This is a genomic window from Pseudomonas sp. IT-347P (assembly GCF_949768005.1).
In the GTDB taxonomy this organism is placed as follows: Bacteria; Pseudomonadota; Gammaproteobacteria; order Pseudomonadales; family Pseudomonadaceae; genus Aquipseudomonas.
Genome location: NZ_CATKPQ010000011.1, coordinates 141,628 through 164,323 on the forward strand (window position 1 = coordinate 141,628; position 22,696 = coordinate 164,323).

12 protein-coding genes are annotated in these 22,696 nt (G+C 62.4%); 5 read left to right on the plus strand and 7 right to left on the minus strand.

Annotated elements, in window-relative coordinates; translation table 11 throughout:
* Window positions 1–251 precede the first annotated feature (251 nt).
* The 3 genes from ACM6IV_RS04770 to inhA form a co-directional block, all read right to left on the minus strand.
* The gene (locus tag ACM6IV_RS04770) at window positions 252–1,817 is read right to left on the minus strand and encodes a methyl-accepting chemotaxis protein (RefSeq protein WP_414868936.1); all 1,566 of its coding nucleotides are present in this window, start codon (window positions 1,815–1,817) and stop codon (window positions 252–254) included.
* 102 nt (window positions 1,818–1,919) lie between these two features.
* The gene (locus ACM6IV_RS04775) at window positions 1,920–2,711 is read right to left on the minus strand and encodes a lysostaphin resistance A-like protein (protein WP_414868937.1); all 792 of its coding nucleotides are present in this window, start codon (window positions 2,709–2,711) and stop codon (window positions 1,920–1,922) included.
* 234 nt (window positions 2,712–2,945) lie between these two features.
* Window positions 2,946–3,632: an isonitrile hydratase gene (inhA, locus tag ACM6IV_RS04780; RefSeq protein ID WP_414868938.1), complete on the minus strand. Its 687-nt coding sequence runs from the start codon at window positions 3,630–3,632 to the stop codon at window positions 2,946–2,948.
* 89 nt (window positions 3,633–3,721) lie between these two features.
* Between inhA and ACM6IV_RS04785 the strand changes: the two genes are divergently transcribed.
* Window positions 3,722–4,696, plus strand: coding sequence for a GlxA family transcriptional regulator (locus ACM6IV_RS04785; protein WP_414868939.1), 975 nt, complete (start codon window positions 3,722–3,724; stop codon window positions 4,694–4,696).
* Window positions 4,697–4,705: 9 nt separating this feature from the next.
* Here the strand turns inward: ACM6IV_RS04785 and ACM6IV_RS04790 are convergent, their stop codons facing one another.
* The 4 genes from ACM6IV_RS04790 to ACM6IV_RS04805 form a co-directional block, all read right to left on the minus strand.
* Window positions 4,706–5,095, minus strand: coding sequence for a hypothetical protein (locus tag ACM6IV_RS04790; RefSeq protein ID WP_414868940.1), 390 nt, complete (start codon window positions 5,093–5,095; stop codon window positions 4,706–4,708).
* Window positions 5,096–5,455: 360 nt separating this feature from the next.
* A complete protein-coding gene (locus ACM6IV_RS04795; protein ID WP_414868941.1) occupies window positions 5,456–7,282 on the minus strand; it encodes a glycoside hydrolase family 15 protein in 1,827 nt (608 codons plus the stop codon).
* The gene (locus tag ACM6IV_RS04800; RefSeq protein ID WP_414868942.1) at window positions 7,275–8,075 is read right to left on the minus strand and encodes a glucose 1-dehydrogenase; all 801 of its coding nucleotides are present in this window, start codon (window positions 8,073–8,075) and stop codon (window positions 7,275–7,277) included. Before ACM6IV_RS04800 ends, ACM6IV_RS04795 begins: the two co-directional genes overlap by 8 nt.
* 128 nt (window positions 8,076–8,203) lie before the next feature.
* The gene (locus ACM6IV_RS04805; RefSeq protein WP_414868943.1) at window positions 8,204–9,208 is read right to left on the minus strand and encodes a terpene synthase family protein; all 1,005 of its coding nucleotides are present in this window, start codon (window positions 9,206–9,208) and stop codon (window positions 8,204–8,206) included.
* A gap of 323 nt (window positions 9,209–9,531) precedes the next feature.
* Here ACM6IV_RS04805 and ACM6IV_RS04810 point away from each other — a divergent pair, with 323 nt between their 5' ends.
* The 4 genes from ACM6IV_RS04810 to ACM6IV_RS04825 all read left to right on the plus strand — a co-directional run bounded on the left by ACM6IV_RS04810 (window position 9,532) and on the right by ACM6IV_RS04825 (window position 22,696).
* Window positions 9,532–10,272 (plus strand): thioesterase II family protein, encoded by a 741-nt coding sequence (locus tag ACM6IV_RS04810; RefSeq protein ID WP_414868944.1) that lies wholly within the window; start codon window positions 9,532–9,534, stop codon window positions 10,270–10,272.
* 37 nt (window positions 10,273–10,309) lie between these two features.
* On the plus strand, window positions 10,310–11,293 hold the full coding sequence (locus tag ACM6IV_RS04815; protein WP_414868945.1) for a TauD/TfdA family dioxygenase: 984 nt from the start codon (window positions 10,310–10,312) through the stop codon (window positions 11,291–11,293).
* 178 nt (window positions 11,294–11,471) lie between these two features.
* On the plus strand, window positions 11,472–14,873 hold the full coding sequence (locus tag ACM6IV_RS04820) for an amino acid adenylation domain-containing protein (RefSeq protein ID WP_414868946.1): 3,402 nt from the start codon (window positions 11,472–11,474) through the stop codon (window positions 14,871–14,873).
* Entirely contained in the window at window positions 14,870–22,696 is a 7,827-nt protein-coding gene (locus ACM6IV_RS04825) for an amino acid adenylation domain-containing protein (RefSeq protein WP_414868947.1), read from the plus strand. The genes ACM6IV_RS04820 and ACM6IV_RS04825 overlap by 4 nt, the downstream gene beginning before the upstream one ends.

A 22,696-nucleotide genomic window follows, 5' to 3' on the forward strand; every position in this document is an offset into this window, starting at 1 on the left:
GGACTGGCCCTCACCCTAACCCTCTCCCAGAGGTAGAGGGGACTGACCGAGGTGCGTAGACGAGGTACACCGACTTGAGATACCGAGTCGAACTCAAATTCTGAAATGCACAGAGATCGGCTCCCTTTCCGCTCGGCCCCTTGGGGGCGGTCCGACGTTTCGGGAGGGCCGGGGTGAGGGGGAAGTGTTCACTGACACAACAAAAAAACCGGAAGCTCTCGCTGTCCGGGTTTTTGTTTCCACGCAGTCAATCAGCGGTTAAACCGCTCCACCAACGAGTACTGCGTATTGGCGGTCTTGGTCAGCTCTTCACTCAGCAACGCCGAGTTATGCGCCTGTTCCGACGTCTGATCCGCCAGTTCCGAGATATTGCTGATGTTGCGGCTGATTTCTTCAGCCACCGCACTTTGCTCTTCGGTCGCGGCGGCGATCTGCGTGGTCATGTCGGTGATGTTCGCCACCGCTTCGCTGATCCCCACCAGTGCCTGATCCGCTTCCAGCACCCGCGCCACCCCTTCTTCGGCCTGGCGGTGCCCGGCTTCCATGGTTTGCACAGCGCTGGACGCGGTCTGCTGCAACTTGGCGATCAAGGCATGAATCTGTCCGGTCGATTCGCTGGTGCGTTGCGCCAGTTGACGGACTTCGTCAGCCACTACGGCAAAACCGCGGCCCATCTCACCGGCACGTGCAGCTTCGATGGCGGCGTTGAGGGCGAGCAGGTTGGTCTGGTCGGCGATGCCTTTGATCACGTCGACCACGCCGCCGATTTCGTCGCTGTCCTTGGCCAGTTGGGTCACGGTCAGGCCGGTTTCGCCAACGACCACGGACAAGCGCTGAATGGCTTCGCGGGTTTCGCCAGCGATGTCACGACCACGACCGGTCAGGCGATTGGCTTCCTGGGTCGCATCAGCGGTGCGCTGCACATGGCTGGCGACTTCCTGAGTGGTCGCGGCCATCTGGTTGACAGCGGTGGCGACCTGTTCGGTTTCCACGCGCTGACGTTCCAGACCGCTGGAACTGTTGTGCGCCAGGGCGTCGGATTGTTTGGCTTGATCGGTCAGGTGTTCGGCGGTGTCCTGCAGACGGGTCAGGCAGGTTTTCAGGCGTGCTTCCTGGCTGAGGATCGACATTTCCAGACGCGCCTGGGCGCCACGGCTGTCGGTGTACATCTGCGCGATCAGCGGGTCGGAGGTGGTCTGTTCGGCCAGACGCAGCAGACGTTTGAGCCCGCGTTGCTGCCATTGCAGGCCCATCAGGCCCAGCGGCACCGACAGACCGGCGGCGAGGGCGAAGCCCCACTGCGAGTTCAGCGTGGCGCCGATCACAAAACCCAGTTGGCTGACCAGAATAAATGGCAGCCAGTCCTGTAGCACCGGCAGCCATTTGTCGCTGGAAGGAATCGCCGACTTGCCTTGATTGATGCGTTGATAGAGCGCTTCGGCGCGGCGGATCTGTTCGGCGGTGGGCTTGACGCGCACTGACTCGTAACCGATCACCTGACTGCCATCAAACACCGGTGTGACATAGGCATTCACCCAATAATGGTCACCGGATTTGCAGCGATTCTTGACAATGCCCATCCATGGCAAGCCTTGTTTCAGTGTGCCCCACATGTGCGAAAACACCGCCGCCGGGACGTCGGGGTGACGGACCAGGTTGTGCGGCGCACGGATCAGTTCTTCACGCGAAAACCCGCTGATCTCGACGAAAGCGTCGTTGCAGTAGGTGATCACGCCCTTGGCGTCGGTGGTGGAAATCAACCGCTGCTGAGCCGGGAAAGTCCGTTCGCGTTGTGTAATGGGCTGGTTGTTACGCATGGTTTTTCAATCCGCAAGGCTTTGAAAGGTTGTCGGCGGTGACAGCTTTTTATTGAAATTTTTTTTCAATAATCAGCACGGCGTCGCAAAACGGCGCTTGCTTCAGCCAGCGAGCATCGGATAGGTGAACAAGCCGAAATGCAGCAGGTTCAGGCCGAAATGCGTAGCGATCGCCGCGCCGAGTCCACCAAAACGGTAGGCCAGACCATAGCCGACGCCCGCCAGCCCTGCCAGCAGCACCCAGGTCCAGCCGGCGCCGGCGTGCACCAGACCGAACAGCAGCGCGGCCAGCAGCAGGGCAAGGTTGTCGCCGTAAGGCACATGTTTCAAGCGCTGGCTGAGACCGCCCTGGATATAACCGCGAAACAGCGCTTCCTCGACCAGAGTCACCAGCAGCAGGTTGTTCAGCACCCACAGCCACGCCTGATCCGGCCACTTCGGTGCCCAGGCGATCACGCCCAGCAACAGCGCGCCGCCGAGGGCCAGAACCGCGCACAACGTCAGGGCGAGGGCGGTGGCGTACACGCTCAGGCGCAACGAACGGCGCCCGACAATCCACGGGCACACCAGCAACAGCCAGAAGCCGATCAGCGGTTTATCGAGGTTCAGGTACATCGAGAACGGTACGGCGTTGTCGGTGAAGCGTTGCGGATCGATGGCGCGACCGTTGGCAAACCCGGGCAGCCAGTGCAAAGCCAGCGCCACCGCCAGCACGATGAACAGGCCATGACCAAGAAAACGTACGACCGGCACCCGTTGTTGGCGCACGGCAATCCCGGCGAACACCAATAGAGCGACGGAAATCAGCGCCAACCAACCGAGGTGACCGTAGCTCAGCGCCCATCCGTAACCGAGGCTGAGAAGCGCCAGATAGAGCCATGGCAAAGCCTTCATCGAAAGTCCCTGTACAGAATGTGTGGAAGGGCTTTCTACACGGGTGGGGGCGTGGGGACAAGTGAAGGTGACAGGAAACGAGGGGCTATACACAAAGCCAAATGTGGGAGCGGGCTTGCTCGCGAATGCGCTGTGTCAGGCAACAGAGATGTCGACTGATCCTCCCTATTCGCGAGCAAGCCTGCTCCCACATGGATTTGTATTGCACCAAGGGTTTTGTGGATGGCTGAGAATTCAGCGCAAGTTGAGCCTCGCTGCCGCGCGCTCGGTGATTTCCGTGCGCAGCTTCAGCGATGGGGCTGCCCGCAAACGGGCTTCATCGACAACTGCACCCGGCGCAGTCTCCGGGCTGCCCGAATTGAACGGCGGTGCCGGGGCATATTCCAATTGCAACTGGATCAGTTGCGCCGCGTCGGCACCCACCAACTCTTCAGCCAGCACCAAGGCGAAATCAATTCCCGCCGTGATCCCGCCACCGGTGAACAGATTGCCATCACGCACCACCCGATCCTTCACCGCAATCGCACCCAGCGCTGGCAGCAATTCGTGATACGCCCAATGCGTGGTTGCGCGTTTGCCTTGCAACAAACCCGCCGCGCCGAGTACCAGCGAGCCGGTGCACACCGATGTCACGTACTTCGCCTGGGCGGCCTGACGTTTGATGAAGCTCAGCGTCTGCTCGTCTTCCATCAACGCCCCGACGCCACCCCCACCCGGCACACAGATCACGTCCAGATCCGGGCAGTCCTCGAAGGTAGTGCTCGGTTTCAACAGCAGACCGGTGCTGGCGGTGACCGGCATCAAATCCTTCCAGATCAAGTGCACCTGCACACCCGGTAGCGAGGCGAGCACGTCGTAGGGTCCGGTCAGGTCGAGTTGCTGAACCTGTGGAAACAACAGAAAACCGATCTGCAGCGTCATCGTGTTTACTCCATGAAAAGGGCTGGACGGCTTCACTGTAGGCGCGTAGGTTCTGGCGCATACGCCAATCACCCCACGAATTACGCCAAATGCCTAAAGCCATTCACGTACTCGCGTTTGCCAATATGCAGATTCTCGATGTCACCGGCCCGTTGCAGGTGTTCGCCTCGGCCAACGACATCGCCCGTCAGCGCGGTTTGCCCATTGCGTATGCGCCGAGCGTGATTGCCAGCGGCGGCGGGGCGGTGATGTCCTCGGCTGGGTTGGCGGTGCTGGCCGAACCGTTACCCGATGGGCCCAGCGATACGCTGATCATCGCCGGCGGTTGGGGTATTTATCCGGCGGCCGAAGATCTGCTGTTGGTGGACTGGGTGCGCAAACATGCCGGTAAATGTCGACGCGTGGCTTCGGTGTGTACCGGCGCATTTCTGCTGGCCGCCAGTGGCTGGCTCGACGGCCGCCGCGTGGTGACCCACTGGACCCGCTGCGAGCAACTGGCGCAGCAGCATCCGCAACTGCACGTCGAGGCCAATCCGATCTTCATCAACGACGGCCCGGTCTGGACCTCGGCGGGGGTCACGGCCGGTATCGATCTGGCCTTGGCGATGGTTGAAGAAGATCTGGGCAGCGATATCGCCCTGGACGTCGCCCGCCATCTGGTGGTGTTCCTCAAGCGTCCCGGTGGTCAATCGCAGTTCAGCGTGACCTTGTCGTTGCAGAATCAGGGCAACCGTTTTGATGAGTTGCACGCGTGGATCGCCGAGAACCTCACCTGCGACCTCGGCGTCCCGACCCTGGCCGAGCAAGCCGGCATGAGCGAACGCAGTTTCGTCCGCCACTACCGCGCCGACACCGGCCAGACTCCGGCGCGGGCGATCGAGTTGATCCGTGTCGAAACCGCAAGGCGCCTGTTGAGTGACACCGGCCTGCCGGTCAAACGCATCGCGGCCAATTGCGGGTTTGGCAGTGAAGAGACCTTGCGGCGCAGCTTTCTGCGGGCGATCGGGGTGACGCCGCAGGCTTATCGGGAGCGGTTTTCGGTTAGCGTTGCAGTCGATCGGTAATGCCTGGAGTCAGGCCTCGGCTTCCGCCACCTGATTGAAATACTTCGTCCGATCCGGGGTAAACGTCACCCGCATCTTCGTTCGCGAGCAGGTCAGCGAGCGCTCTTCACTCAAATCGATATCCAGATCCTCGCCGCGCAAGCCTTGCCACTGCGCCAGATATTTCAGCGAGCCGTATTTCTCGTTTTTCTTCAGGCTGCGACTCACGCCACCTTTCCAGCCAAGCACGGGCAGTTCACCGGCGAGACATTGTTGCGCGAGGTCGGGGAAGCGGGTGGCGCGCTGGCGGCCGATTTCCCAGCATTTGATCAGGCCTTTGTCCGCAGCATCCCAGAGCTGGGTACGGGTCAGGCCGCTGCGAAGGGGCGTGTCGATGGTGCGCTGGACGTGCTGGCTCATTCTGATTCCTTGAATTCGGGTTTTATTGGACAGCTCCGCTGTGCCCGTTGCGGTGGATGGTAGGGGTGGATGTAACAGCTGGCAACAGGGTATTTCCGGGTGTGACTGCGAGTTGCAGGGGAGGGCTGACGTGGGCGATGTTGAACCGCTGTAGTCCGCAGAGATGCCCGACTGTGGCGAGGGAATTTATCCACGGTGGGCTGCGCAGCGGCCCCAACGTCAGCAGCCGCGGTACTTCTGGAGGAATACATCGGGTGGTTTGGGGCCTGCTGCGCAGCCCGGCGGGACTTCAGTCCCACGCTACAGGGATCCTACAAAGTCAGTGTTTTGTGCGGTATTTCCTACAGTCGCTGGCGAAGATTACGGTTGCCACTCACTCTTTTCCCCGCTCAAGCGTCGATCCAGAAAGCTCGCCGCACTGATCAGTGCCAGATGTGTCAGCGCTTGTGGCGTATTGCCCAAGTGGCGGCCATGGCTGTCGAATTCTTCGGCATACAGGCCCAGCGGGTTGGCATAGCGCAGCAATTGCTCAAACTCCAGATGGGCTTTTTCAACCTGCCCCGCGCGGGCCAGGCATTCGACGTACCAGAACGAGCACGCGGCGAAGGCGCCTTCGGTGCCGGCCAGGCCATCGATATTGCTGTCGTCATTGCGATAGCGGTAGACCATGCCGTCGCGCACCAGGGTCCTTTCGATCGCCTCAAGGGTTGAGAGCCAGCGTGGATCCTTGGCGCTGACGAATCGCACCAGCGGCATCAACAACATCGAACCGTCCAGTGCCGTGCCGCCCTTGTACTGGACGAAATGCCCGCGCTCTTCGTTCCAGAAGTTGTCCCAGATGTCGGCGTAGATCGCCTGCCGGGTCGAATCCCATTGCGCAAACGCTGCCGGCAGCGAGCGCTTCGAGGCCAGCCGGATCGCCCGGTCCAGCGCCACCCAGCACATCAGTCGCGAGTGCAGAAAGTGATGTTGCTCACCGCGCATTTCCCAAATGCCTACATCCGTGGTCTGCCAGGTCTCACAGACCTGATCGACCACTTCGCGCACGTGTTGCCAGCCTTCGTGGGAAATCGCGTCGCCATACTTGTTGACCAGATACACCGCGTCCATCAGTTCGCCAAAGATATCCAGCTGAACCTGGTCGTATGCGCCATTGCCGATGCGCACCGGTTGCGCGCCGCCGTGACCGGACAGGTGCGACAGCTCGGTTTCCGGCAATTCCTGGCGGCCATCGATGGCGTACAGAATGTTCAACTTCATCGGCTTGCCGCAGCAATCGCTGACCCGCCCGCGCAACCAGCGCATGTAGTCATTGGCTTCTGCGACAAAGCCCAGGCGCATGAAGGCGTACACCGTGAAGGATGCGTCGCGGATCCACGTGTAGCGGTAATCCCAGTTGCGTTCGCCGCCAGGCGTTTCCGGCAGGCCGAACGTGGCGGCGGCGAGGATGGCGCCGTGTTGGCGCGAGGTCAGCAGCTTGAGGGCGAGGGCGGAGCGGTGGACCATTTCCCGCCAGCGTCCGCGGTAAATCGACTGACCGATCCAGTCGCGCCAGAACTTCAGCGTGCGCGCCATGCAAAGGTGTGCGGCGCCTTCCTCGAAGCGTGGATCGTCTTCGCCGCCGAGCAGAAACGCGGCGGTCTGCTCCTGTTTCAAGGTAAACGAGGCCAGCGCGGCGTGGGTTTCGATGTGCAGCGGCTGATCCGAAGTCAGGCGCATCGAGGGCTGGCCCTCGGCACTGAAAATCACCGATTGCTGGTCCATCCGCGCGCGCGTGTCGGCGCGGGCGTAGTCATGGCGCACGGCGCAACGTACATGAAAGGTCGCTTCGCCGCTGACCACGCGCACCCGGCGCATCAACAGCGGCAGATCATCCGGATTGTCCGCCACCGGCAGCAGATCGGTGACTTCGACCACAGCGTGCTCACTCAGCCAGCGGGTTTGCAGGACATTGGTGTCAGGCAGGTAAATCTGCTCGCGGCGGGCATCGGGCAAATCCGGCGCCAACTGGAAAATCCCCGCGTCGGGGGTATCCAGCAACGCGCAGAAAATCGACGGGCTGTCGAACTCCGGCCAGCAGAAGAAATCCACGCTGCCCCGGTCATTGACCAATGCCGCACTGCGCATGTCACCGATGATGCCGTGGGCGTCGATCGGGCTTTGTCGTTCCAGGTGATGCTCAGCCATTGCCGCGAAACTCCGGATAGAGGCTCATGCCGCCGTCGATGAACAGGGTGGTGCCGACGATGTAGTCGGAAGCATCGGAAGCTAGAAAGACCACCGCGTTGGCGACGTCTTCTGCATCGCCGATGCGCCCGTAGGGAATCAGTTCAAGCAGTTTTTCGCCGGCTGCGCCCTCGGTGGCGTCTTGATTGATCGCCGTGCGAATCGCCCCCGGTGCGATGCCGTTGATGCGAATGCGTTGGTGGCTGACTTCCTGTGCGAGGGTCTGCATCAACTGATCGACGCCGCCCTTGGACGCGGCGTAATTGACGTGCCCGGCCCAGGGAATCCGCTGGTGCACCGAGCTCATGTGAATGATCTTGCCGGCCGCGCGGGACACACCTTCACGAACGCCCTGACGTTTGAAGATGCGCAGGGCGGCGCGGGCGCAGAGGAACTGCCCGGTGAGGTTGACGCCGATCACCGCGTTCCAGTCGTCGAGGGTCATGTCGACAGCGGCGGCGTCTTTTTGCAGGCCCGAGTTGGCCACCAGAATATCCAGCGAACCGAAAGCGTCGAGGGTTTCGGCGAACAGCCGCTCCACCTCGTCTTCCTTCGATACATCAGCGCGGAGGGCGATGGCCTGCCCACCGTCAGCGATGATTTGCCGGGCCAGGGCTTCGGCAGGTTCTGCCTGGCGATTGTAGTTGATGACCACTGCCGCGCCGGCAGCGGCGAGGGCTTGGGCAGCGGCCTGACCGATGCCGGAGCTGGCGCCGGTGACGAGGGCAACCTGGCGGGCGAGCGATATCTGCATGAATGTCCGGGCCTGAAGCGATTGTCATGAATAGCTGACTGGCCAGCGCAGGCGAGAGTTCAGTGAAAAAGCTTCTGTTGCTCCTGGCAGAGATGCCTTGAGAGGGGGGCGCTTTCTAAAATCATCGCTCAGATGTGGTAACGCGCACTGTGTTTATGCCATTCCCGGTTACCCGCTACCCAAGTGGTCAAGCCCTTCAGATAGCGTTCAATCAACGGCGTGGCATGGCTCAGCAGTTGCTTTTCGAGCGTTGAGTAGTCCTGCATGACGGCATCATGGATATCCGCTGCTTTATCGATGGCCTCTTGAAGCGAGCAGTTATGCCTGGCCGCCAGAAGGTAGGGAAGCTTGAAGTCTCCCGTTTCTTTAAGGTGTTCCTTGTAAGCGGAATACAAGTCATTGACCAGCGTCGTGGCCAGTGCTGCCAAGGCGCTGATGCGGTGAATCTGTGGGTCGGAATACAGGTTGGCAGGGACTTCGTAGCCACCAATGGCGTCGATCAGAACCTGGCACGGCCAGAAACTGTTGACCTGTCGGCTGGCCAGATATTCGGCAACAGTGGGTTGGGTGCCGTAAATACGCCACGGCGCTTCGGCCGCCATGGTGACGAACATGGCGATGGTGATTTGCCGTACTCGTGCCACTTGTGAGGGGGTGCAGAACTGCCCCACGCGTTTCATGTAAGACAGCAAGCCCCTGATCACCGGGTCGCGCGTTTGTTGTTGCGAAAGTTCTTCATCAAACGGCGCAGGCAAATACACCGGATCGATTGCCGTAATCGCGAACGACAGCATTTCGGCGACTTTCTCGGGGCGGCCACCGAGCGACGGGTCGTCACAATAATGGTCATCCACGGCGAACAGTGCCGCGAAACATTGCGCAGCGAGCAGCAACCTGTCCGGATCGTCCGTGTCGGCATGGCACAACATCGCGTAACGGCCGAAGTCGCTGGCACGCAGTTTTTCGTGTTTACCGGCAAAAATACCCACGCTGGGTACCCACGCCATCAGTCGTTCGTTGACTTCTTTACCCAGGGCTTCATCAATACGTGTGGGTGAAGGGCAAAAAAGGCTGCGTACAACAAAGGGTGCAACTGCGCTGCGCGGTTGTGGGGTGATTGTCGACTCATTCATGGTGGGCTCCTGTCTCAGGCGCTTGCCTCAGGACACTGAACGAAGTCGTCGGCTCCCGGCAATGTTCCCGGCCGGCGAGTGCCTGCCTGGGTAACGTCGGGTTTATGAAAGCGCTTTTTCGCCAGCCTGCGCACCTGTCAGGTCTGACAGGTGTGCAGGGTTTTCGACGAATGGCTGGATGCCGGTCGCCATGACCGGCCCCGGCAGTGGCTGTGGCTTCGGCGCTGCAGCGTTCCCGTCATCTGCAGTGATCGGCTCACCGACTAATTCCCGCACCACCTCATCCGTTCTCTTTTACAGATAACCCTATTGAGGTAAACGCGGTGACAAAGCTGACACTGCTGTGCCTGCCCTATTCGGGCGCCAGCGCCATGGTCTACAGCCGCTGGCGGCGCCAACTGCCGTCGTGGCTGCACTTGCAACCGGTGGAGCTGCCCGGGCGCGGTGCCCGTTTCGACGAACCCCTGCAAATCGACATGCGTGCCCTGGCCCGGCAATTGGCCCGCGAGCACAAACCCGGCCTGCAGACGCCTTATGCGCTGTTCGGGCACAGCCTCGGTGCGCTGCTGGCGTGCGAGATGGCGCATGCCTTTCGCGAGCTCGGAGTACCGGAACCGGTGGCGTTGTTCGCTTCCGGCACGGCCGCGCCGACGATGCGCAGCGACTACGATCGCGGCTTTGCCGAAGCGCGCAGCGATGAGGAATTGATCGAGCAACTGCGTACTTTCCAGGGCACCAGCGAAGAAGTGCTGGCCAACAAGGAACTGATGAGCCTGACCCTGCCGGTGCTGCGCGCCGACTTCATGATGTGCGGGCGTTTCACGCCGGCGCAGCGGCCGTTGCTCAATTGCCCGGTGCATGTGCTGGGCGGCAAGGAAGACCGCGCGACCACCGAGCAACTGATTGGCTGGAGCAAGGAAACCCTGGGCAGTTTTTCCGTGGACATGATGACCGGCGGGCATTTCTTCATTCATGAACACGAAGCCCGGGTGATCCGCACGATCAAGACCCATCTGGAAGTCCATCACCGCCGTCATGCGCAGGCGGTGGCACCGGCCTTTTAGCGCGGTTCACCTATCGAGTGATTACAGGAGGCCAGTCATGGCTGTTGCTGTGGGATTTTCCGTTCGGCCACTGCTGCCGCAACGGGGGCGCTTGCCGTTGTTGGTGGAAGCGACCGATGCGGACACCGAGCTGTTGGCGGTGTTCGATGAATTGAAAGAATTGGTGGACGAACACCTGCTGCGCGACGGTGGGGTGCTGTTCCGTGGTTTCCGGTTGCACGGTGCCGAGCAGTTCCGTCAATTCGCGGCCAGTTTCGGCCATCCGCTGTTGAACTATGAATTTGGCTCGACGCCACGTACCAACGTGACGCAGGGCGTTTACACCTCCACCGAATACCCGGCGCACCAGAGCATTCCGCTGCACAACGAGCAGGCCTATTCCCGCGACTGGCCGATGAAGATCTGGTTCTACAGCATGATCGCCGCGAAATCGGGTGGCGAGACGCCGATTGCCGACAGCCGTGAAGTCTATCGGCGCATTCCGGCGGCGATTCGCGAGCGCTTCGTCAGTAAAGGGCTGATGTATGTGCGCAACTTCGGCAATGGCCTGGATGTGGCGTGGGAAGATGTCTTCAACACCGAAGATCGTGAGGTCGTCGAGGCCTACTGCAAGGCTCACGGCATTGTTTGCGAATGGAAGGACGACGGTGAATTGCGCACCCGCCAGACTTGTCAGGCGGTGGCGGTGCATCCCGTGACTGGCGACAACGTCTGGTTCAATCAGGCGCACCTGTTCCACATTTCCAACCTGCAAGCGGAAGTGCGCGAAAGCCTGCTGGACATCGTCGACGAGGAAGACTTGCCGCGTAACGTGTATTACGGCGATGGCTCGGCCATTGAAGATGAAGTGCTGGCGCAGATTCGTGCAGTGCTCGACGAGTGCGCGATCAGTTTCCCCTGGCAGGAAGGCGATGTGCTGATGCTCGACAACATGCTCTCGGCGCACGCGCGCTCGCCGTTCGAAGGGCCGCGCAAAGTGATTGTCGCCATGGCTGAAGGGCATTCACAGGGACCGCTCTGAGCCATCCCCGCGCCTGTTGGTAAAGCTGCCGAAGCCGGTCTCGTACCGGCTTCGGCATTTGTGTGCCTACCGTCGGGCCGTTGTTGCGCCAGTGCGCTAAATCATCACGTTTGTCATTCGTTCTTGTTGATACGACCGGGTCTCCTGGTCACGCCGCCGATCAGCAAGGACCCCATGCATGAATGCCGCAGACGCCCAGAAACTAGCCCGCCGTTTTATCGAACTGCCACAGGACAAACGCCGTTTGTTCCTCGCCGGCATGGCCCGTGAGGGCATCGATTTTGCGCAGCTGCCCATGACTGCCTGTGACGGGATCGCCGAGCGCGACGGGCTTTCGTATGCCCAGCAGCGCATGTGGTTTCTCTGGCAACTGGACCCGCACAGTGCCGCTTACAACTTGCCGATGGCGGTGCGCCTGACGGGCGACCTGCAAGTGCAGGCGCTGGAGCAGGCGTTCAGTCTGCTGGCGGCGCGGCACGAGTGCTTGCGCACCACCTTCGGTCAGGAAGGTGAGCGCGCGTTTCAGCGGGTCGCCGAACCGCAGCCGTTGAAACTGCCGGTCACCGATCTCAGTGCAGTGCCCGAGGCCCAGCGCTGGCCGCTGGCGCAGCAGCACATGATGGCGGAAGCCACGCAGGCGTTCGACCTGGAAAACGGCCCGCTGCTGAGCCTGCGTTTATTGCGCCTGGCCAAGCAGGAGCATGTGTTGCTGCTGACCTTGCACCACATCATCGCCGATGGCTGGTCGATGAATATTCTGATCGACGAATTCATGCGCACCTACGATGCGCTGGTGGCGGGGCGCGAGCCGGCGCTGCCGGCGCTGACCGTGCATTACCGCGATTACGCCCTGTGGCAGCGCAGCTGGCTGGAGGCCGGTGAGCGCGAGCGGCAACTGGATTACTGGCGTGCGCAGCTCGGCGACGAGCATCCAGTGCTTGAACTGCCGACTGATCGCGCCTATCCGGCGCAATCCAGCCATCAGGGCGCGCGCCTGGAAACGATCATTGATGCAGCGCTGCGCCAGGAGCTGAAAAGCCTCGCCCAGCGTCAGGGCGTGACGCTGTTCGTGGTGTTGCTGGCCGCGTTCAAAACGTTGCTGCATCGCTACAGCGGCCAGACCGACATCCGCGTTGGCGGGCTGATTGCCAATCGCACGCGCAGCGAAACCGAAGGGCTGATCGGCTTCTTCGTCAACACGCAGATTCTGCGCAGCGAAGTCACCGCGCAAACCCGTTTTGCCGATCTGTTGCAGAGCCTGCGTCAGGCTGCGCTCGGTGCCCAGGTTCATCAGGATCTGCCCTTCGACGCCTTGATCGAAGCCCTGCAACCGGCGCGCAGCCAAAGCCACAATCCACTGTTTCAGGTGATGTTCAACCACCAGCCGCTGGTGACCGATTTGCAGCAGGTGCAGCTGGAATCGGGGTTGCAGGTGGGCTATCTGACCGAAGAACAACTGGCCGGCAGCGGTCGCCAACATGCCGCCACCAGTGACCTGATGCTCGACACCCGCGAGGAGGGCGAGCAGTTGTTCGCGGCCTTCACCTACGCCACCGATATTTTTGATGCCGCGACTATCGCCGCCATGGCCGGGCACTGGCGCAACATCCTCGCCTCCGTGTGCCGCGATCCGCAGCAATTGATCGGCGACGTTGCGCTGCTGGCGGATGATGAGCGTGCACAATTGATTCAGGCCACCGAGGCAGAAACGGTTTTCGCCAGTGTGCAGAGCCTGTTTGAGGCGCAAGTGGCGCGCACGCCGCAGGCAGCGGCGGTGATTCTCGCGAGCGAACCGTCGCCGTCCCTCAGCTATGCCGACTTGAACAGCCGCAGCAATCGTCTGGCTCATCAGTTGCGCGCTCGCGGTGTCGGCCCGGACGTACTGGTCGGCGTGGCGTTGGGTCGTTCGCTGGAACTGGCGGTGGCGTTGCTGGCGGTGCTCAAGGCCGGCGGCGCCTACGTGCCGCTGGATCCGCAAACCCCGGCCGAACGCTTGCGCCACGTACTCGATGACAGTGGCCTGAAACTGCTGCTGACCGATCACGCCAGCCTCGCCAGCCTGCCGGATCTGGATGACGTCGATTGCCTGTGCCTGGAGCAACTGGCCGACCGTGATCACGCCGACAATCTGCCGGTGACGATCGCCGCGCAAAACCTCGCCTATGTGATTTACACCTCCGGTTCCACCGGGCGCCCGAAAGGTGTTGCGGTCAGCCACGGCGCGCTGAGCGAGTTCATCGCCCGCGCCATCGATTACAGCGACCTGCGCGAAAGCGACCGGGTCCTGCAGTTCGCCACCAGCAGTTTCGACGGTTTCGTCGAGCAGTTTTTCCCGCCGTTGTGCCACGGCGCCGCAGTCGTCCTGCGCGATGCGCGGTTGTGGGACAGCGCGGCGTTGCATCAAGTGATTGTCGATCACCGCATCACCTTGGCCGATTTGCCCGCCGCTTACTGGTATTGGCTGGTGCAGGAATATGCCGCCAATCCACCGGGCGGATTTGCTGCGTTACGGCAGATCCATGTCGGTGGCGAGGCGATGGCCGTGGACGGTCTGCGCCTGGGGCAACAGGCCGGGTTGGGCCATGTGCGCTTGCTCAATACTTACGGGCCAACCGAGGCCACGGTGGTGTCGACCGTTCACGATTGCACGGCACTGACGGCGGATGCGGTGTCGTGGCGCGGCATCCCGATCGGTCACGGTCTCGACGCGCGACGCCTGTACGTGCTCGACGATGATCTGAACCTGCTGCCGCAAGGCGCGGTGGGTGAGTTGTACATCGGTGGTCCGGGCCTGGCGCGGGGTTATCACCGTCAGCCGATGCTTAGCGCCGAGCGCTTTATCGCCGATCCGTTTGCCGATGGCCAGCGCCTGTACCGCACCGGCGACCGTGCCCGACTGCGCGCCGATGGCGCCGTGGAGTACATCGGTCGGGTCGATCATCAAGTGAAGATTCGCGGGTTCCGCATTGAACTGGGCGAAATCGAATCGCGTCTCCAGCAATGTTCCGGCGTTCGTGAAGCGGTGGTGCTCGCGGTGCCCCTGAGCGGTGGCTTGCAACTCGTGGCCTACGTGGTCAGCGAGCAGGCCGTGCTCGACAGCGCGGCGACGCAAGCGGCGTTTCGTCAGCAAATCCGCGCCGCCCTGCAAGCCCAGTTGCCAGACTACATGGTGCCGGGCCACTTGCTGTTGCTGGCGAACCTGCCGCTGACACCGAGCGGCAAGCTTGATCGCAAGGCGTTGCCGGCACCGGATCCGAGTCAACTGCAAGGCGACTATCGCCCGCCGCAAACCGATACCGAACAACAACTGGCGCAGATCTGGGCAGAGGTGCTGCAAGTGGCGCGGGTCGGTCTGGATGATCACTTCTTTGAACTGGGCGGCCATTCGTTGCTGGCCGCGCAGGTGATCGCGCGCATCAAAACCCGCTTGGGCGTGGTGTTGCCGCTGCGCAGCCTGTTCGAGAAACCTGTGTTGGGTGAACTGGCGATGGTGCTGGCGCAACTGGCTGACAGCACAACGGACGACGACTGGTCCGACATGGATCAGTTCATCAATGCTTTGGAAGGAGAGGAAGTATGAGCGGCACCATGGCGGAACGTATCGCGAAAAGGTTCGTCGGCTTGCCGCTGGAACAGCGGCGGCTGTTTCTGGCCAGGCTGCGCGCGGACGGCAAGGACTTCAGCCTGTTGCCGCTGCCGCTCAGTCGGCACGATGTCGCGCAGATTCCGTTGTCGTTCGCTCAGCAGCGCCTGCTGTTTCTCTGGCAACTCGAACCGCAGAGCGCGGCCTACAACATGGCCGCCGGCCTGCGCCTGAACGGGCGCCTCGACGAAGCGGCGCTGCAGCGTTCCTTCGATCATCTGCTGGCGCGCCATGAAGTGCTGCGCACGGTGTTCCAGACTGACGGCGATCAACCGCATCAGGTGATTCTGGCGCAGCAACCGCTGGCCGTGGAACGCATCGACCTGACCCGCCTGCCAGCAGCAGAACGCGAGCCAGCATTGGCGCAACAGGTGCAGGCCGTCACGACGCGACCGTTCGATTTGCGCCACGGGCCGCTGCTGCGCGCCAGTCTGTTTGCCTTGGCCGACGAAGAATTCGTGCTGGTGGTGAGCATGCACCACATCGTCTCCGACGGCTGGTCGATGGACGTGATGGTCAAGGAATTCGTCCAGTGCTATCAGGCCTTCAGCCTTTCGCGCGAGCCGCAGTTGCCAGCGCTGGCGCTGCAATACGCCGACTATGCGATCTGGCAACGGCGCTGGCTGGAAGCCGGCGAGGGTGAGCGCCAACTCGAGTACTGGCGCCAGCAACTGGGTGAAGAGCACCCGCTGCTGGAAGTGGCACCGGACTTTGCTCGGCCACTGACGCAAAGCTTCGAGGGCCAGACCCTGAGTTTTGATTTCGGCGCGCCGTTATCCCTGCAACTCAACGCCTTTGCCCGTAGCCAGGGCATCAGTCTGTTCATGCTGGTGCTGGCCGGGTTCTCGCTGTTCCTGTCGCGACAGGCCGGGCAGCGTGACATTCGCGTCGGCGTGCCGAATGCCAACCGTGGCCGTGCTGAAGTCGAAGGGCTGATCGGCTTTTTCGTCAACACTCAGGTGCTGCGATGCGAGGTGGATGAGCGCGGCAGTTTCGAGGATTTGCTGGCGCGGGTGCGTGAAGCCTCGTTCGGTGCGCAGGCGCATCAGGAGTTGCCCTTCGAGCAACTGGTGGACGAGTTGGTGGCAGAACGCACCTTGGGCCACAACCCGCTGTTCCAGGCCAAGTTCAACCAGAACGTCGGTATGCAGAAGCAGCGTTCGATGGCGCTGCCCGGGCTGAGCGTGGCCGAGTATCCGCTGGACAAGGATGGCACTCACTTCGATCTGGCGCTGGACATTACCGATGACGGCACGCTGATTCACGGCCAGATGACCTATGCCAGCGACCTCTATCGGGCGGAAACCGTCGAAGCTTTTGTGCCGGCCTTGCTCGGTCTGTTCAGCGAATTGCTGAAAGCGCCGCAAGCGCCGTTGCACAGTGTTGCGCAGATCTCGCCAGCGCCGCTCCCGGCACCCGCCGAACCGGCGTTGTCGGTGTTGCAGCACTGGGATCGTGAGGTCGCCCGCCAGCCTGAAGCGCTGGCCGCGCGCGACCTGAATCAGGCTTTGAGTTATCAGGCGCTGGATCAGTCAGCCAATCGACTGGCCCACCATTTGCGCGGCCAAGGCGTGCGCGACGGCCAACCGGTGGCGGTGCTGATGGAGCGTTCGCTGGACTGGCTGACCTGTGTGCTGGCGATCTTCAAGGCGGGCGCGGTGTACATGCCGCTGGACGTCAAGGCGCCGGATGCACGCTTGCAGCAGATGCTTGGCGCTGCGAAAGCGCGGGTGTTGTTGTGCGCCGACGGCGATGCACGCGTGTCCGCGCTGGCGGTCGATGGTTGTCAGGGCATTGCCTTTGCAGCGCAGCAGTGGCAGTCCATGCCGGACACCTGTCCCGCCGTGACGCTGTGCGCGCAATCACCGGCGTACGTGATTCACACCTCCGGCTCCACCGGGCAACCGAAAGGCGTACTGGTCAGCCACGGCGCGTTGGGCAGTTATGTGCGCGGTGTGTTGGAGCGACTGGCGCCGGCAGCGGACAGCAGCATGGCGCTGGTCTCGACCATTGCTGCGGATCTGGGCTTTACCGTGCTGTTCGGCGCGCTGTGTTCCGGGCGTCTGCTGCATGTCTTGCCGGAGGATCTGGGCTTCGATCCGGATCGCTTTGCCGAGTACATGGCCACGCATCGAGTGGGCATGCTGAAAATCGTTCCCGGTCATCTGGCCGCGTTGTTGCAGGCCTCGCGGGCGGCCGACGTGCTGCCGGAACACGCGCTGATCGTCGGCGGTGAAGCGTGCTCGCCGGCGCTGGTCGAGCGCGTGCGTCAGCTCAAACCGGATTGCCGCCTCATCAATCACTATGGGCCGAGCGAAACCACGGTGGGCGTGTTGGCCCATGAAGTCGGGGATCTGACCCTGACGCGCAGCGTACCGGTCGGTCGCGCACTGGCCGGCGCTCACGTTTACGTGCTCGACGATGTGCTGAACAACGTCGCCGATCAGGTGGCCGGCGAGTTGTATATCGGTGGCGACAGCGTCGCACTGGGCTACCTGAACCAGCCGGGGCTGACCGCCGAGCGTTTTATCCCGGATCCGTTCGGTACGCCGGGTGCGCGGGTGTATCGCAGCGGCGACCGCGTACGCCGCAATCGTCAGCAAACGCTGGAATTCATTGGCCGCGCCGACGATCAGGTCAAGGTGCGCGGTTATCGCGTGGAGCCGGCGGAAGTGGCGCGGGTGCTGCTGGGTCTGGACGGCGTCAGTGAAGCCGCCGTGCTGGCGCTGGCACTGGATGACGACCCGACGCGTCTGCAACTGCTGGCGTGGTGTGTGCCGGTCGCAGGCGTTTCGTTAGCCGCGCAAGCGCTGCGCGAGCAATTGCAGGCGTGCCTGCCGGACTATATGGTGCCGGCGCAAATCGTTCTGCTGGAACACCTTCCACTGACCGCCAACGGCAAACTCGACAAACGTGCCTTGCCGGTGCCGGGCGTGGTCACTCAGCACTTCGTTGCGCCGCAAGGTGAAGTCGAAGAAAAACTCGCGGCGATCTGGGCCGATGTGCTCAAGCTTGAACGCGTGGGCAGCACCGATAACTTCTTCGAACTGGGCGGTGATTCGATTCTCAGCCTGCAGATCATTGCCCGGGCCAAACGCCAGGGCATCAAACTGAGCCCCAAGCAACTGTTCGAAAAACAGACCATCGGCCAACTGGCCGCTGTGGCCAGACTGATCGAAGCCAAACCCGCCACGACTGCGCCAGTGGCGGCTCGCGGACCGTTGCCATTGCTGCCGATTCAGGCGCGGTTCTTCGAAACTCCGATTGCCCAGCGTCAGCACTGGAACCAGTCGGTGATGTTGCAACCGACTACGTCGCTCGACGCCATGCATCTGCGTACAGCGCTGGCGGCGCTGATCGAACAGCACGAAGCCTTGACGCTGACTTTCGTGGCGTGCGCCGACGTCTGGCAGGCAATGCCGCAGACCCAGCGTGATCCAGAGCTGTTGTGGGTGCGTGAGCTGGACAGCCTGGGCGCTTTGCCGGCATTGGTCGATGTGGCCCAGCGCAGTCTGAATCTGCAACAGGGGCACCTGGTGCGGGCGGTGCTGGTGAATCTGCCGAACGCTGAGCAACGCCTGTTGCTGGTCATCCATCACCTGGTGGTCGACGGGGTGTCGTGGCGCATTCTGCTGGAAGATCTGCAGCACGCTTACACCGCGTTGGCGGCGGGCACGCCGCTGGTCTTGCCGGGCAAAAGCAGCTCGCTGCACAGCTGGGCCGAGCATCTGCATCGTTACGGGCAGAGCGAAGCGCTGGCCGCTGAAAGCGCCTACTGGCGGCAAACCCTGGAGGCGGGCGACGTGCAGCTGCCACGCGACTTCCCCGAGGACACCCAGGCCCGCGCCCAAGCGGCACGGGCCAGCTCGCGCTTGAGTCAGGCGCTGACCCACAAACTGCTGAAAGTCGCGCCGGCGGCGTATCGCACGCAGATCAACGATCTGTTGCTGACGGCGCTGGCGCGGGTGTTGTGCGATTGGAGCGAACAGCCTTCGGTACTGATTCAGCTCGAAGGTCATGGTCGCGAAGACCTGTTCGACGACATCGACCTGAGCCGCACCGTCGGTTGGTTCAGCAGCTTGTTCCCGGTACGCCTGACCCCCGAGGCGACGCCGGGTGCGTCCCTCTGTGCGATCAAGGAACAATTGCGTGGGGTGCCGGGCAAAGGCATCGGCTTTGGTGTGTTGCGTTACCTGAGCCGATCCGCCGAGTTGCAGGGATTGCCGCAGCCGCGCGTGACCTTCAACTACCTCGGCCAGTTCGACGGCGCATTCAACGCCGATGCCGGCGCGCTGTTCGTGCCGAGCGGTGAGAGCACCGGCGCCAATCAGGACGCGGCGGCGCCGCTGGGTAACTGGCTGAGCGTTGATGGTCAGGTCTACGGCGGTGAGCTGGAATTGACCTGGACCTTCGGCACCGGCATGTACCGCGCCGAAACCGTCGAGGCGCTTGCCGAGGCCTATCGTCGCGAGCTGGAGCGTTTGATCGAACATTGCTGCGACAGCGGCGAGGCGGCTGTGACGCCGTCGGACTTCAGTCTGGCGACACTGACCCAGGCACAACTCTCGGCACTGCCGATCCCGGCCCGCGACATCGTCGACCTCTATCCGTTGTCGCCGATGCAGCAAGGCATTCTGTTCCACAGCGTCAACGATCCGGACAGTCCGGCGTACACCAACCAATTGCGCGTCGATGTGCAAAATCTCGACGCCGACCGCTTCCGTCAGGCCTGGCAGCAAACCGTTGATGCCCACGAGATCCTGCGCACGGCTTTTGTCTGGCCGCAGGATGCCGCCGCCGCAGTACAAGTGGTGCGTCTGAATGCGCAGATGCCATGGAGCGTGCAGGACTGGCGCGGTCGTGCTGACCTCGGCACAGCGCTGGATCAACTGGCCGGCGACGATCTCGCCAGCGGTTTCGACCTGACCGCCGCACCGCTGTTGCGGGTGACCCTGGTGCGCACGGATGAGACCACACATCATCTGATCTACACCTGCCATCACATCCTTATGGACGGCTGGAGTACCTCGCAGTTGTTCGGCGAAGTGCTGCAGCGTTATGCAGGGCTGACCCCGGCGGCCGGGCAGGGGCGTTATCGCGATTACATCGAATGGCTAGGGCAGCGCGATCAGCAGGCCAGCCGGGATTTCTGGACAACGGCCCTCGCTGATCTTGATGAGCCGACGCGTCTGGCCAATGCCTTGTCAGGCGGGCAGCACGCGGCCAGCGGTTACGCCGATCACGAACACGTATTCAGCGAGACACTGACGGCGGAGCTGAACCGCTTCGCCCGCGAGCAGAAAGTCACCCTCAACACCTTGGTGCAAGCGGCGTGGCTGGTGCTGTTGCAGCGTTATACCGGGCAGGACCACGTGGCGTTCGGCGCGACGGTCGCGGGGCGTCCTACGGACTTGCCGGGCGTGGAGCAACAGATCGGTCTGTTCATCAACACCTTGCCGGTGGTCGCGGCGCCGTCCGCCGAGATCGTCGTCAGCCAGTGGCTGCAACAGGTGCAGGACATCAATCTGGCGCTGCGCGAACACGAGCACACGCCGCTTTACGACATTCAGCGTTGGGCCGGTACCGGTAACGGCGCATTGTTCGACAGCATTCTGGTGTTCGAAAACTACCCGATGGCCGAAGCGCTGCAGCAGGGCCCGGCCACCGGTCTGACGTTCTCGGCGATTCGTCGTCAGGAACAGACCAACTACCCGTTGACGCTGGTGGCGGTCACCGGGCGCGAGCTGAGCCTGGGGATCAGTTACGACCGGGCCAGTTTCGATGCAACGGCAATCAACGGTTTGAGCGCGCAACTGGAGAGCCTGCTGACGCAGTTCCTCGCCGATGCTTGTCAGCCGCTCGGTGCGTTGCAGTTGCTCGCAGAACCGCAGCGACAACAGGCGATCGCTTGGGGCAAGGCCGACGTCACGGCCTCGGACCCGCGCACGGTGCTGGAACACCTCGCCGCGCAAGTGCAGCGTCAGCCACAAGCACACGCGGTGCTGTTCGCCGAACAACAGATCGATTACCAAAGCCTCGATGCTAGGGCCAATCGCCTGGCGCACAAGCTGCAAACGCTGGGCGTCGGGCCGGAGGTGCGTGTCGGTGTGTGCATGCGACGCACGCCGGACATGCTCGTGGCGCTGTTGGCGATTCTCAAGGCCGGTGGCGCGTATGTGCCACTGGATCCGGATTACCCGCAGGAACGCTTGCTGCACATGCTCGACGACAGCCGCGCCGCCGTGCTGATCACCGAACCGGCCGCACTGGCGCTGTTGCCTGAGACACTGAGTGCGCAGGTGCTGTTGCTGGAAGAGGGCGTGTTGAGCGCCTTCCCGGCCAGTGCACCGCTGGCGAACATTACGGCGCAGAATCTGGCGTACGTCATCTACACCTCCGGTTCCACCGGCAAACCGAAAGGCGTGGCGATCACCCACGGCAACCTGTCGGCGTTGATTCAGTGGTCGGCCGGGGTCTATCGCGAAGAACAGTTGCGCGGCGTGCTGGCGTCGACGTCGATCTGCTTCGACCTGTCGGTCTGGGAGATCTTCGTCACTCTGGCTTGCGGTGGTTGTCTGGTGCTGGCGGATAACGCGCTGGCGCTGGCCGATCTGCCGGCCCGCGAACAGGTCACCCTGATCAACACAGTGCCGTCGGCGATTGCTGCGCTGCAACGTGCCGGGCAGATTCCGCAGTCGGTGGCGACCATCAATCTGGCCGGCGAACCGCTCAAGCAAAGTCTGGTCGACACGTTGTACGCGAGCACCTCGGTGCAGCAGGTCTACGACCTCTACGGACCATCGGAAGACACCACCTATTCGACCTTCACCCTGCGCACCCCGCAGGGCCAGGCGAACATCGGCCGACCGTTGCCGAATACCGTGGCCTATCTGCTCGACAGCCAGTTGCAAGTGCTGCCGGGCGGTGTGCCCGCCGAGCTGTACCTGGGCGGTGCCGGTGTGACCCGGGGTTACCTGATGCGCGCGGCACTGACCGCCGAACGCTTCGTGCCGAACCCGTACGCCAGCAACGGCGAACGCCTGTACCGCACCGGCGATCTGGTGCGCCAGGGCCATGACGACAACATCGAGTACATCGGCCGCGCCGACCATCAGGTGAAGATCCGCGGCTTCCGTATCGAACTCAGCGAAATCGAAGCACGCTTGCTGGAGCACAACGAAATCCGCGAAGCCGTGGTGCTCGCGCAGGAGGGTGCTGCCGGCAAACACCTGCATGCCTACGTGGTGGCGGCACAAGCGGTGGCGGACCAGCACGCATGGGCGGAACAGGTGCGCAATGCGCTGGCCAGTCGCTTGCCGGCGCACATGGTGCCGGGCCATTTGCACCTGATCGACGCCATCCCGCTGACCCCCAACGGCAAGCTCGATCGCAAGGCGCTGATGACGATGGGCGACAGCCCGACACAGCAGCACTATCAGCCGCCGCAAAGCGATTTGCAGTGGGAGGTGGCGACGATCTGGCAGGAAGTACTGGAGGTCGAGCAGGTGGGCCTCGCGGACAACTTCTTCCAGCGTGGCGGGCATTCGTTGCTGGCGACGTTGGTGGTGACGCGGATCAAGGAGCGTCTGGGCGACAAGGTGCCGCTCAAGGAGCTGTTCGAAACCGATACCCTCAAGGCGTTCTGCGCGCGAATCGAGGCCTTGCGCGTCGAAATGTCGCCCGTTCAGGATGAATTGGCTAAATCCCTGGAGGCCCTCAAACGTCTATCCCTCGATGATCTGGAAAAACTGATTTCTTGA